At 48.3% G+C, this 12,821-nt stretch carries 11 protein-coding genes and 1 other RNA gene; all 12 read left to right on the top strand.

The features are described 5' to 3' along the window. Positions 1–64 precede the first annotated feature (64 nt). Positions 65–1,528 carry a M20 family metallopeptidase gene (locus ABCW45_RS07330; RefSeq protein WP_117483265.1) on the top strand — a complete coding sequence of 488 codons (1,464 nt, stop codon included), beginning with the start codon at positions 65–67 and terminating at the stop codon, positions 1,526–1,528. A gap of 292 nt (positions 1,529–1,820) precedes the next feature. Then, complete coding sequence (locus ABCW45_RS07325) at positions 1,821–2,828, top strand: deoxyguanosinetriphosphate triphosphohydrolase (protein WP_117483264.1); 1,008 nt, start codon at positions 1,821–1,823, stop codon at positions 2,826–2,828. Between the two features lie 87 nt (positions 2,829–2,915). Next, positions 2,916–4,682, top strand: coding sequence for a DNA primase (gene dnaG / locus ABCW45_RS07320; RefSeq protein WP_117483263.1), 1,767 nt, complete (start codon positions 2,916–2,918; stop codon positions 4,680–4,682). Positions 4,683–4,741: 59 nt separating this feature from the next. Then, positions 4,742–5,866 carry an RNA polymerase sigma factor RpoD gene (gene rpoD / locus ABCW45_RS07315; protein WP_343220556.1) on the top strand — a complete coding sequence of 375 codons (1,125 nt, stop codon included), beginning with the start codon at positions 4,742–4,744 and terminating at the stop codon, positions 5,864–5,866. 154 nt (positions 5,867–6,020) lie between these two features. Continuing rightward, a complete protein-coding gene (locus ABCW45_RS07310; RefSeq protein ID WP_117483261.1) occupies positions 6,021–6,767 on the top strand; it encodes a tRNA (adenine(22)-N(1))-methyltransferase in 747 nt (248 codons plus the stop codon). Beyond that, positions 6,745–7,545, top strand: a complete 801-nt coding sequence (locus ABCW45_RS07305; protein ID WP_117483260.1) for a Nif3-like dinuclear metal center hexameric protein — start codon at positions 6,745–6,747, stop codon at positions 7,543–7,545. The genes ABCW45_RS07310 and ABCW45_RS07305 overlap by 23 nt, the downstream gene beginning before the upstream one ends. Positions 7,546–7,841: 296 nt before the next feature. Further along, positions 7,842–9,497, top strand: coding sequence for a nucleoside kinase (locus ABCW45_RS07300; protein ID WP_117483259.1), 1,656 nt, complete (start codon positions 7,842–7,844; stop codon positions 9,495–9,497). Positions 9,498–9,772: 275 nt separating this feature from the next. Then, positions 9,773–10,117: RNase P RNA component class A (gene rnpB / locus ABCW45_RS07295), an RNA gene on the top strand. 198 nt (positions 10,118–10,315) lie between these two features. Beyond that, positions 10,316–10,660: a COG3415 family protein gene (locus ABCW45_RS07290; RefSeq protein WP_242990604.1), complete on the top strand. Its 345-nt coding sequence runs from the start codon at positions 10,316–10,318 to the stop codon at positions 10,658–10,660. A gap of 6 nt (positions 10,661–10,666) precedes the next feature. Next, on the top strand, positions 10,667–11,164 hold the full coding sequence (locus tag ABCW45_RS07285) for a hypothetical protein (RefSeq protein WP_343220555.1): 498 nt from the start codon (positions 10,667–10,669) through the stop codon (positions 11,162–11,164). Positions 11,165–11,475: 311 nt separating this feature from the next. After that, positions 11,476–12,051, top strand: coding sequence for a hypothetical protein (locus ABCW45_RS07280; RefSeq protein WP_117469377.1), 576 nt, complete (start codon positions 11,476–11,478; stop codon positions 12,049–12,051). Positions 12,052–12,583: 532 nt separating this feature from the next. Further along, positions 12,584–12,778, top strand: coding sequence for a hypothetical protein (locus tag ABCW45_RS07275; RefSeq protein WP_117469378.1), 195 nt, complete (start codon positions 12,584–12,586; stop codon positions 12,776–12,778). The last annotated feature ends 43 nt before the right edge of the window (positions 12,779–12,821 follow it).

Raw genomic sequence — 12,821 nt, 5'->3', positions numbered from 1 at the left:
CATATCCCGCTCAGGCAGACTTTTGAAGTCTTGCCTGGCGGGATTTTTGAAAGGAGAACATGACATGTCAGCATCCAAACAGACAGCATTCGATTATATCGACGAGAAATCCGGCGTGATCACCGACGTATCCGATAAGATCTGGGATTATGCGGAGCTTTCCCTGAGAGAGTACAAATCCGGTGAACTTTACGCAAAGGTATTAAAAGAAGAAGGATTTACAGTCGAACATCCCTTTGACAACATTGAGACTGCATTCCGTGCTTCCTACGGTTCCGGAAAGCCGGTGATCGGAATTCTCGCCGAGTATGATGCTCTGACAGGCCTTTCCCAGATCGCCGGATCAGAGACCAGAAAAGAGCTTGTCACAGACGGAAACGGCCACGGCTGCGGCCACAACCTTTTAGGCGCGGGTTCCATGGCTGCGGCTTTTGCTATAAAAAAATATCTGGAAGAAAAAGGTGAGGGAAGCGGTAAAGTGATCCTTTACGGCTGCCCTGGTGAGGAAGGTGCCGCTACAAAAGCATTTATGGCAAGAGACGGCGTGTTCGCGGAGTGCGACGCGGCTCTCACCTGGCATCCGGGGAATGTGAATCAGGTTACTTCCGGTACCTGCAACACCTGTATCCAGACAGAGTATAAGTTTACCGGTGTTGCCTCCCATGCGGCGGGCGCGCCGGACAAGGGACGTTCTGCCCTCGACGCGGTGGAGCTTATGAACATTGGCGTCCAGTTCTTAAGAGAGCATATGCCGGACAGCGCGAGGATCCATTACTCCATCACAGATGCCGGTGGAGATTCTCCGAACGTGGTACAGCCAAAGGCGCAGGTCCTCTATATGGTCCGCTCCATCTGGGTAAAGGACGCGCTGGAGCTTCAGGAGAGAGTTGACCGGATTGCTCTTGCGGCATCCATGATGACAGATACAAAGATGGAGAAGAAGTTTATCGACGGCTGCTCCAATACCGTTCCGAACAAGGTCCTGGAGTCCCTTATGTGGGACAACTTCAATGATCTCGGTGTCTGCCATTACACGGAAGAAGAATTAAAGTACGCGAAAGCCCTCTACGATTCCGTTGAGATGAAGTCTGATAAGCTCCCGGGAGATGCGACGGAGGACAGCAGCGATATCTACGAATATGTTGATGAGAAGTCCAAACACGGCACAACACCGATGAATGAGTTCCTTGTCCCGTATCTCTACTATGAGAAACCGAGAATGGGATCCACGGATGTCGGTGATGTGAGCTGGTGCATTCCGACGGCGCAGATCAACACATCCACATTCCCGGCGCAGGCACCGGGACATTCCTGGCAGAATGTTTCCTGTGGACGGACATCCATTGCCCACAAGAATATGCTGTTAGCGGGAAAGGTCATCGCGGCTACCGCGATCGACCTTATGGAGAAGCCGGATGTTTTACAGGCAGCGAAGGACGAGTTCAATAAAAAGATGAAACGCTATGGCGGCTACACCTGCCCGGTTCCGCAGGGCGCGGTTCCGGTCATCCCGGGTGAGAAGATGTAAGAGACGGCATGACGGAGTCTTTGAAAAAAAGGAATAGAATGGCCGTAAGTCCGGCAGGACAGGGAAAGGCGGAGATACTCTGCAAAAGACCTGGCCTGCCGGGCTGTTTTATCTCAGTGGGAGCTGAACGAAAAAATTTCAGTAATTTTACATATTTTTCAGTAAAAGGACAGGAATCGTGGTTCTAAAATGCCTTAAAATATGATATACTATAAAAGTATATTCTTAGGACGGAGAACAAATGTACGCCCGTGGGAATGACGGGCTGCGCCGGAAAAGGAGGCGGTCAGGTATGAATATCAGGGAAACGATGGAACAGTGGGAACGCCAGAATCTGAGTCCTTATGCGTCGTTAAGCAGTGAGACGCTGGGGCGTGACCGGGAGGAACCGCTCTGCGATATCCGCCCTGCCTATCAGCGTGATCGTGACCGGATCCTGCACAGCAAGTCATTCCGGCGCCTGAAAGACAAGACCCAGGTTTTCCTCGCTCCGGAAGGGGACCACTACCGGACGAGACTGACCCATACGTTAGAGGTATCCCAGATCGCGAGAACGATCGCAAAGGCACTCCGGATGAATGAGTCCCTGACTGAGGCAATCGCCTTGGGGCATGATCTCGGCCACACACCTTTCGGACATGCGGGGGAATACATATTGAATGAGATCTGCGAGGACGGCTTCGCCCACTATAAGCAGAGCGTCCGGGTGGTGGAGATCCTGGAAAAAAAGGGACAGGGGTTAAACCTCACAAAGGAAGTCCGCGACGGAATGTTAAACCACAGAACGTCCGGAAATCCGGCGACCATGGAGGGAAAGATCGTGCGGTTCTCCGATAAAATCGCATACATCAATCATGATATCGACGACGCGATCCGCGGAAAAATCATTACCGAGCGGGATATTCCGAGAGAATACGCGGATGTACTTGGGGATACCGTAAAGGACCGCCTGAATATCATGATCCATGATATTATCAATAACAGTATGGACAGGCCGTCGATCTTTATGTCCCCGGACGTAGAGCGGGCCATGCGGGGCTTGAGGGAATGGATGTTTGAACATGTGTACCGCAATCCTGCCGCAAAGGGCGAGGAGGGAAGAGCCCAGCAGCTGATCGTGACACTTTACGAATACTACCTGAAGCATGTGGACGAGCTGCCGGAAGAGTACCTGGCGATGATGGAGCTTCGCGGGGAGAGGAGAGAGCGGGTCGTCTGTGATTATATTGCCGGGATGAGCGACGGATATGCCATCGACCGGTTTGAAGAATTATTTGTACCGAAAGGCTGGAATGTCTGAGAGGCGGATCCGGCGGATCTGCGAGGTTTCTGAGAGGAAAGTGCAGAGCGGTTTTGCGGAAAATACATATCGCGGGAGGGATGAAGCGTGTATTACCCGGAAGAAGTGATCGAGGAAGTACGAACAAGAAATGACATCGTGGACATCGTGTCCCAGTATGTGAATTTAAAGAAAAAGGGCGCAAACTATTTCGGATTGTGCCCGTTTCATAATGAGAAATCCCCGTCCTTTTCCGTTTCACCGGGAAAGCAGATGTATTACTGCTTCGGATGCGGAGCAGGCGGAAATGTCATCACCTTTGTGATGGAATATGAAAATTATACCTTCGTGGAAGCGGTGAAGATGCTGGCGGACCGGGCGGGGATCGCCCTGCCGGAGGTGGAATACTCAAAGGAGGCGAGAGCTCAGGCGGACCTGAAAAATACGCTCCTTGAGATCAACCGTCTTGCGGCGAACTTCTTTTATTATCAGTTAAAGCAGCCGTCAGGAAAGGTCGGATATGACTATTTTAAGGAGAAACGCCGTCTGACGGACGATACGATCCGCCACTTCGGTCTTGGGTATTCCAGTAAGGTGCCGGATGACCTTTACCGGTATATGAGGTCGAAGGGATACAACGACGATATTTTAAAAGAGACAGGTCTTTTCTTTATCGATGAGAGGGGAGCCAGAGATAAATTCTGGAACCGTGTCATGTTCCCGATCTTAGACGTCAATAACCGTGTCATCGGTTTCGGCGGCCGTGTAATGGGGGACGGGGAGCCGAAATATTTAAACTCCCCGGAGACGAAGATCTTTGATAAGAGCCGGAATCTCTACGGACTTAATTTCGCGAGAACGTCCAGGGCGAAATATATGCTGATCTGTGAAGGCTATGTGGACGTGATCGCCATGCATCAGGCCGGATTTACGAACGCGGTGGCATCTCTGGGGACCGCGTTTACGTCCCAGCACGCGATGCTTTTAAAGCGCTACACGGATCAGGTAGTCCTGACCTACGACAGCGATGGGGCGGGAGTGAAGGCGGCGCTCCGCGCGATTCCGATCTTAAAAGAGGTTGGAATGTCCATCAAGGTTTTAAATATGAAGCCCTATAAGGACCCGGACGAGTTTATCAAGAATCTTGGGAAAGAGGAATTCCAGAAGCGGATCGACAATGCCGTCGGAAGCTTTATGTTCGAAATCTCCGTGATCCGGAGCCAGTACAACATGCAGGACCCGGAGTCGAAGACAGGGTTTTATAACGCCATCGCGAAGAAGCTTCTGGAATTTCCGGAAAAGCTGGAGCGTGATAATTACACGGAAGCCGTTGCAAGGGAGTATATGATCCCGGAGACGGATCTCAAAAACCTCGTGAACTCCATGGGCGGACTCATCGGAGTGACCACAAGGGAGCGGGAGTACGATAAGGAGCGGACCCGCCAGAAAAAGGAGAAGGAGGACGGGATCCGGAAGTCCCAGAGACTGCTTCTCACCTGGCTCATCGAGCGTCCGCAGCTTTTTGAAAAGATCCGCGGCATTATCACGCCGGAGGATTTTGACGACGAGCTTTACAGAGAAGCGGCATCCATGGTCTTCGATGAATATGAAAAAACAGGTAGCGTGAACCCTGCGCAGATCCTGAATCATTTCATCGAGGGCGAGGAACAATACAGGGAAGTGGCGGCCTTATTCCACGCGAGTCTCAGCGAGTCCTTAAATAATGAGGAACAGAGGAGAGCGCTCTCGGAAACCGTCAAAAAGATAAAGAAACACAGTCTGGAGGTAAAGGGAAAAACAGCAGATATCAGAGAGTTGCAGGAAATCATCAGGCAGCAGTCAGCACTGGCTGCCCTGAATATCACACTTGACTGAGAGAAGCAGAAGCAAAAAGGCAGACACGAGGAACGTCAGGTGCCGGGAAGGATGGAATTATGGAGGAAAAGACACTTACATTTGAAGAGAAGTTATCAAAACTTCTGGAACTCGCAAAAAGTAAAAAGAACGTCCTTGATGAAAAGGAAGTTCTGGATGCCTTTGCGGGGGATGAACTGACACCCGAGAAGCTGGACCGCATATACGACTTCCTGGATAAAAAACATGTCGACGTCTTAAAAATGTCGAACGATGATGATATGGATCCGGATCTGTTTTCGGAGGATGAAGATGCAGATCCGGAGGATGATATTGATGTGGAACATATCGATCTATCCGTACCGGAGGGGATCGGTGTAGATGATCCGGTCCGGATGTACTTAAAAGAGATCGGAAAAGTACCGCTGCTTTCCCCGGACGAGGAGATCGAACTGGCAAAGAAGATTGAGCTCGGTGACGAGGAGGCAAAGAAGAAACTTGCAGAGTCGAACCTGCGTCTTGTGGTGAGTATCGCAAAACGGTATGCCGGACGGGGCATGCAGCTGCTCGACCTGATCCAGGAGGGAAATCTTGGACTCATCAAGGCAGTCGAGAAGTTTGATTACCGAAAAGGATATAAATTCAGCACCTACGCAACCTGGTGGATCCGTCAGGCGATCACCCGCGCCATTGCGGATCAAGCGAGAACGATTCGGATTCCGGTCCACATGGTGGAGACCATCAATCGCCTTGTGCGGACCCAGAGACAGTTAGTCCAGAAGCTTGGCCGTGAGGCCACGCCGGAGGAGCTTGCAAAGGAGCTCGATATGCCGGTGGAGCGTGTCCGTGAGATCATGAAGATCTCTCAGGATCCGGTGTCCTTAGAGACTCCGATCGGCGAGGAGGAGGACAGCCACCTCGGGGACTTTATCCAGGATAATAATGTGGAAGTCCCGGCGGATGCCGCGACCTACACGCTGCTCCACGAACAGCTGATGGATGTGTTGTCAACGCTCACTGAGAGGGAACAGAAAGTGCTGCGCCTGAGATTTGGCCTGGATGACGGAAGACCGAGGACATTGGAAGAGGTCGGACGGCAGTTCAACGTGACGAGGGAGCGGATCCGCCAGATCGAGGCGAAGGCCCTTAGAAAACTGCGCCATCCGAGCAGGAGTAAGATCTTGAAAGATTATCTGGATGAGTAAAAAGATATGGGAAGCAGGAAAAGATCTGTGCAGGAAAAGGCAGTCAGGGATGGCCTGTCTGTGTGCTCCTGGATGGAGTTAAACTGCCGGAAATACAAAAAGGCGGCTGCGAAATCGAAAAGCAGTCGTGTGAAAGAGAAATGGAGAAATTGATATGAAATTATCAGAACGCCTGGAGCTGGTGCTCTCATTTGTGGAACCCGGGGAGTCCGCGGCAGACGTTGGGACGGACCACGGACATGTTCCGGTGGAGCTTGTCAGGAGAATGATCGTAAAGAAGGCTGTGGCTATGGATGTGCGGAAAGGCCCGTTATCCAGGGCGACGGAAAATATTGACCTTGCTGGACTTACGGATAAGATCGAGACGAGACTTTCTGACGGTGTCGCAAAGCTTCTGCCGGGAGAGGCAGATTCTGTCGTGATCGCCGGGATGGGCGGCGAGCTGATCATTAAGATCCTGGAGAACGGAAGACATATGTGGGATTCAGTGAAACAGTGGGTCTTATCGCCGCAGTCGGAGATCTTTAAGGTCAGAAGATGGCTTTTTGAGAACGGTTTTGTGATCCGGAAGGAAGAGATGGTCCTTGAGGACGGGAAGTTTTATACGGTGATGGATGTGCGGAGAGAGAAAGACGCAGATTCTGAGGGGAAAACAGTGGATCCGGATGTTTTAAGCCTTTCTGAGGACAGCCGCATGCTCTACGGCGATTATCTGATCCGGACGAAGAACCCGGTTCTTCTTACATATCTGAAGGAAGAAGAGGCGAAGCTTCTGCGGTTCATCGAGGATCTTTCCGCGAAGGCGGGGGATTCCGAACGGGCGGCAGAGCGGCTTTCCGAGTTGAAATTACAGTTAAAAGAAAATCAGGAGGTACAGCATGAAATGCAGGGAGATCATTGAAATCTTAGAGACGCTTGCGCCGAAGTCCTGTGCCTGTGACTGGGATAATCCGGGACTTTTAGCAGGGCGGATCGACAAGAACGTGAAGAAGATCCTTCTGACGCTGGACGCGGATGACGCGGCGGTGGATCGGGCGAAGGAGATCGGGGCAGATATGCTGTTAAGCCATCATCCGCTGATCTTTAAGCCGATGAAACATGTTTCGGACGAGGATTTTATTGGAAGACGGCTTGTGTCTCTGATCCAGTCGGATGTGTCATACTATGCGATGCATACAAATTTTGATTCGGCGCCGGGGTGCATGGCGGATATTGTGGCGGACCGGTTGAATTTTACCGATCAGAAGCCACTGGAGGCCATGGGAGAGATTTCCGGGACGGAGTACGGAATCGGTAAGACAGGATCGCTGAAAGTGCCTATGAAGGGCTTGGAGCTTGCGAGAGAGGTTAAGAACCGGTTTGGACTTCCGTTTGTGACCGTTTATGGAAGTGAGCTTTATGAGGATACTCCAATTGTGAAGGCAGCTACCTGCCCGGGGGCCGGTGGAAGTGAGCTTAATGAGGCGATTAAGGCAGGCGCTCAGGCATTTATCACCGGGGATATCAGTCACCATGAGGGAATCGACGCGGCAGCTCAGGGGATGATGATCATTGATGCGGGTCATTATGGGCTGGAGCATATTTTCATGGATTTCATGGAAGGATTTTTGAAGGAGAAGTTACCTGATGATATCGAGATCATGAAGATGGCGGTGAAGTTTCCGGCGGTCGTGGTGTAGGTAATTGGCTTCGGGGACGCACCGGTCAGCCTCCGCCCCCGGGCTGAGATGATTTTCGGGGAGGTTTCTCTAAGCTTGCATGCGAATGCTAAGGGCGGAGAAAAGGTGACACAACTCGCTTTGCTCAGACAAGTGTCACCTTTCCTCCAACGCATTCACCTGCGAGCTAAGAGGAAGCCAATCCCCGAAAAACAGGCGCCCGGGATCGGAGGCTGACCGGTGCTATAGATCGAAGTGAAATGGCTGTTGCTGATGTTGTGAATGTCATCAGCGGAGAGGTTGTGTGAGGTGGTTTTATGGCAGTTGTAAAGGTGAATGGAATCGAAAAAACGTATCCGGAGGGAACAACCTATCTGGAGATCGCGAGAGATTTTCAGGATCAGTATGAGAATGATATCCTGCTTGTGCGGGTCAATGGAAAGCTCAGGGAGCTTGAAAAGACTCTGGCGGGAGATTCTGAGATTTCTTTTATCACAGCGAAGGAAAATGCAGGTTATAAGACGTATGAGCGCAGTGCGATCTTTCTGATGCTGAAGGCGTTTTATGAGGTAATTCCGCGAGAGAAGATCAAGAAGATCCAGATCGACTTTGCTCTGGGAAACGGGATCTACGGGGAGCTCGTCGGGAATGTTACGGTGGACGAGAAGTTGCTTTCTGAAGTGAAGGCGCATATGGAGAAGCTTCGGGACGCGGCGATTCCGGTGAAGAAGCGGAGTGTGAATACGGACGACGCGGTGGAGCTCTTTGGAAAGCATGGGATGCATGATAAGGAGCAGCTGTTCCAGTATCGTCGTGCATCGCGGGTGAATATTTACAGTATCGGAGAGTTTGAGGACTATTTTTATGGATATATGGTTCCGGACACAAGTTATGTGAAGTATTTTGACCTTGTTCCGTGTCATGCGGGATTTTTGCTCCTGCTTCCGGTGAAAACGGATCCGAAACATGTGGAGCATCCGGCGATCCGGGAGAAGCTGTTCTCAATCCTGCATTCTTCCTACCGCTGGAGTGACAGTCTTGAGGTACCGAATGTCGGCGCATTAAATAAGATGATCGTGGACGGCAGAGGGCAGGATCTGATCCTGATGCAGGAGGCGCTGCAGGAGAAAAATATCGGTCAGGTTGCTGAGAAGGCAGTGAAGGATCCGGACCGCAGGATCGTGATGATCGCGGGACCGTCTTCGTCCGGTAAGACAACCTTCAGCCACAGGCTTTCAACTCAGTTTGCGGCGCTGGGATACAATCCGCATCCGATCTCCGTGGACAACTATTTCCGCAACCGGGAAGAGTATCCGCTTGACGAGAACGGGCAGCCGGATTTTGAGGCGCTTGGGTGCGTAGATATTCCGCAGTTTAATGAGGATATGAACGCTCTGCTCTCCGGTAAGACCATCGAACTTCCACGGTTTAACTTTAAGACCGGTAAGAGGGAATACAAAGGCGAAATGCTGAAGCTTGGAAAGAAGGATATTCTCGTCATCGAGGGCATCCACTGCCTGAATGACGCGATGTCCTCAGAACTTCCGAAGGACAGTAAATTTAAGATCTACATCAGCGCCCTGACCCAGTTGAATGTGGATGAGCACAACCGGATCCCGACAACTGACGGACGACTGATCCGCCGGATGGTGCGGGACGCGAGAACAAGAGGAACCTCCGCGTTAGAGACCATCGAGCGCTGGCCGTCGGTGCGCCGCGGTGAGGATAAGAATATCTTCCCGTACCAGGAGAGCGCCGATGTGATGTTCAACTCCGCGCTTGTGTATGAGCTTGCGGTATTGAAGCTCTATGCGGAACCGCTGCTCTTCAATATCCCGAGAGACCGGGAAGAGTATGATGAGGCGAAACGGCTTCTCAAATTCCTGGACTATTTCCTTGCCATCGACAGTGATGTGATCCCGAAGACTTCGATTCTCAGGGAGTTTATCGGGGGAAGCTGCCTGAATGTGTAGTTGTATCCGTTTTTTTCTGCGGCATTTTCATAGGAGTGTGCATCCATATGGACATGATCTGTAAAGTTACTGTTCACGCCTTGCGCAAACAGTAACTGATTTTGCCGATGCTTCGCATTCCAAATCGGCAAAATCCACTACCGCCACTGTATTGTACGGAATTTTCAGTTCAGAAAATTCCTACCCGTGTACAGTAACTCTGTAAAAGCCGTAACGAAAAAATATAAACACACGTCTGGACATCAAAATAAATATATGCTAAAATAAACAAGTTCTGAGTAAGACAGATGGTCGCTGCTGCAGTTCTAAGGGATGCAGGAGAGGAAAGTCCGGGCTTCAAAGGGCAGGGTGCCGGATAACGTCCGGCGAAGGCGACTTCAGAGACAGTGCAACAGAAATAAACCGCATGGAAACATGTAAGGGTGGAAAGGCAGTGTAAGAGACTACCGCCTCACTGGTAACAGGGAGGGCACATGCAAACCTCACTCGAAGCAAGGCCAAACAGGAAGCATAAGGCGGCCCGTCTGCTTCCGGGTAGGCCGCTTGAGCCGTCCGGTGACGGACGGTCTAGATAGATGACCATCCAACGACATAACCCGGCTTATCGTCTTGCTCAGAATATTGAATATGGAAAATGATGAAGACTGCTTTTTAGGATCGAATGATAAGGTTTTGAAAAGCGGTCTTTTTAGAATATCGAATCAATTTTGGGGTACTATTATGATGACGCTTTATCTAGTACAATCCACTTTAAATAACAAACTATTTTAATTCACATTCCTATTTATGGTACAATTGAACCATCGGAGGTGTCAATTATGCCTAATACAATTAAAACTATTTCTTTAACAGATGATGATAAATCTTACTTAAATAAACTGCTGACTCAGAGCACTTTGGAAATTCGCGTTTATCAATGTGCCAGAATCCTTCTGCTCAAATCTGAGGGTGCATCTAACGAAGCAATTGCTGACAAACTGGATATTGGAATCGGTGTGGTAAAACGTTGTCTTAATAAATTTAAAGAGAACAGTGTTGAAGCTTCTTTACATGATAACAACGGCCGTGGAAGAAAAGCGGAAATCACCGATGACGATATCACCTGGGTAATCAGTAAAGCTTGCCAAAAACCGAAGGATTACGGCTATTCTGCTGAATTCTGATATCCCATGAGTTTCAGGAAATTCATCAACTCTATAGCAGAAGCGGAAGGACATCTTCGTAGGGCAACAGTAGCTGAAACAACGCTTCGGAAAATTCTGAGCAATGCAAGGATCAAACCATTTCAGGTGTCTTATTACTGCGAAAGACGGGATCCTGAGTTTGATGCAAAAATGCATGATGTCCTTGTTATCCACAAGCAGGTTGAAATGCAGTTTGACAAGGATGGAAAACTGATTCCCTTTGAGAAAGATGCCGTACATACCCTGTCTTATGATGAAAAGCCAGGAATTCAGGCAATTGCTACCACAGGTGAAGACCGTCCACCGATTCCGAATACAGATAAAAGCAGTGGCTATCAGCGAGATTATGAGTATGTCAGGTTGGAGACCCTCTCTCTGCTTGCAGCGATTGATTTGCTCTCAGGAGAAGCAATTCCATTAGTAAGTGAAACTCATAAAAGTTCTGACTTTATGACCTTTCTAAAGAAGAGATTGATTTCATAGTGTATGAGCTGCTTCAGCAGAAAACAAAAACAAAAAAGCACCAAAACCAATTTCACGAAAGAGAAAGTCTATCCAGAATTAGCATAAAACGATAGTTTGAAATAGGCTTCTAATTTGCGTGAATCATACTAGTATGGAGGATTTAAAAACTTTTAAGGGAAAGATATTTTGGAAACTGGTTTATCCCGTCAAAGTAAATGTCGATGGAGTTGTTTATGAATTGAACTATTATGTTGATATAGATGCAATTTCTGGCAATATCTTGGAAATTGCACATGATGTATATTAAGGAATTCTTAGGAGGTAAGTATATGAAAAAGTATTTTATTGCCCTATCTATTATGATGTTGATGTTATCTGCATGTGGGCACAGTAATGATAGAATTGATTTTCCACAAGCAGTATTATCGACACCAACAAGCATTAAAGTAAATAATGGTATTTCGGAAATATATTTAACACCGGAGCAGTTGGAGTTCTCAGAAGTGGTTGCTTTAATTGAAAGGAATTGGTGGAAGACTATTAAAGATATCAATGAGCCTCTTACTGATGCCAATTTAAAAGATATGGATGCGCCAATAAAAATATTAAATACTTTCTCAGAAAAAGAACTTTCAAATCAAGATATTTTAATAAGCTTTTATTATAAGGAACCAATAAAGTGGAAAAATGTAATTAACAGTAGCAATGAAGGAGATTTATTTAAGATTATATCTTACGTATTTATTCTTGATACAACATTTTCAGAAGAAAATAACAAAGGAATTATGCTTATTTCAGAAGATGAAAATGTATTTAATAAGTCGAATATGTATGAATATTATTATAATAAATCTCTGATCCCTTTAATAAAAGGACTTTTTGAGAGCAATTACAGTAATGAGTAAGCCATTATTTCGGTGGATAATATAGATAGCGTTTGATTGTATTAATACGTAAAAAAGTTGGTAGAAAAATCTTTCTATCAGCTTTTTTTCTGGTGCGCCTGGCGGCGCACGTTTCTAACGGGTCAAAGTCCCGAATCCGCCCGGTAGTGGGAAGGATATAGCCGAAGGCAAGGGTGTCCATCGTGAGATGGAATCTGGAGGAAGCTGGATGTGAGGAACATACTAACTCACGGGCAAATCTCTGGTCTGACGAACAGAAATCTCATATGAGGTCATGCATGAGGGTAAGACTGCCAGACACGTTGAAGCCCAATAACTACACGGAATCATGCATGATAGATGAGGCAGATGGATGGAGAGGAAGAAACGTGTGGTACCTAGGGAGGTCTGTGCGGTACGCCTTGAAAGAGGTAACCATTGCATAAAGCAATGCTGAACGCACAGAAGTCAGCAGAGGTCATAGTAGCCGAGAGGTGAAGGACCGAATCAGTAGGAGTCTTGAGTATGACCGAGAAAGGAGGAATGACCATCTATGGCAGAAGACATTGAAAACAATGGCTGTTCGCAAAGAGATAATGTGGAACATAAAGGGTATGTGAAAGCGTCTAGGTCATTCAATCGGATATGGAAAGAAAGAGACAGTGCACAGCCGAGACTTTTGGAAGCGATATTGTATAAAGTGTTGTGGTCAAGCTTTTTTAGCCACAAGTGTTACAAAAAAGCTTGACCACAACACTCCACGGTAACAGCTTTTCTATACCTGCGGGCTC

Origin of the sequence: Pilosibacter fragilis, from assembly GCF_032490495.1 — a bacterium.
Lineage (GTDB): Bacteria > Bacillota > Clostridia > Lachnospirales > Lachnospiraceae > Pilosibacter > Pilosibacter fragilis.
Note: the sequence above shows the minus strand (reverse complement) of the source record. Positions and strands in the feature narration are given on the sequence as shown.

What these genes read in the sequence shown, in the direction of transcription:
- ABCW45_RS07325 (WP_117483264.1), top strand. Translation starts at nt 1,821, where the DNA reads ATGAATATCAGGGAAACGATGGAACAGTGGGAACGCCAGAATCTGAGT.
- ABCW45_RS07305 (WP_117483260.1), top strand. Translation starts at nt 6,745, where the DNA reads ATGAAATGCAGGGAGATCATTGAAATCTTAGAGACGCTTGCGCCGAAG.
- ABCW45_RS07310 (WP_117483261.1), top strand. Translation starts at nt 6,021, where the DNA reads ATGAAATTATCAGAACGCCTGGAGCTGGTGCTCTCATTTGTGGAACCC.
- ABCW45_RS07290 (WP_242990604.1), top strand. Translation starts at nt 10,316, where the DNA reads ATGCCTAATACAATTAAAACTATTTCTTTAACAGATGATGATAAATCT.
- ABCW45_RS07300 (WP_117483259.1), top strand. Translation starts at nt 7,842, where the DNA reads ATGGCAGTTGTAAAGGTGAATGGAATCGAAAAAACGTATCCGGAGGGA.
- ABCW45_RS07285 (WP_343220555.1), top strand. Translation starts at nt 10,667, where the DNA reads ATGAGTTTCAGGAAATTCATCAACTCTATAGCAGAAGCGGAAGGACAT.
- ABCW45_RS07280 (WP_117469377.1), top strand. Translation starts at nt 11,476, where the DNA reads ATGAAAAAGTATTTTATTGCCCTATCTATTATGATGTTGATGTTATCT.
- rpoD (WP_343220556.1), top strand. Translation starts at nt 4,742, where the DNA reads ATGGAGGAAAAGACACTTACATTTGAAGAGAAGTTATCAAAACTTCTG.
- ABCW45_RS07330 (WP_117483265.1), top strand. Translation starts at nt 65, where the DNA reads ATGTCAGCATCCAAACAGACAGCATTCGATTATATCGACGAGAAATCC.
- ABCW45_RS07275 (WP_117469378.1), top strand. Translation starts at nt 12,584, where the DNA reads ATGGCAGAAGACATTGAAAACAATGGCTGTTCGCAAAGAGATAATGTG.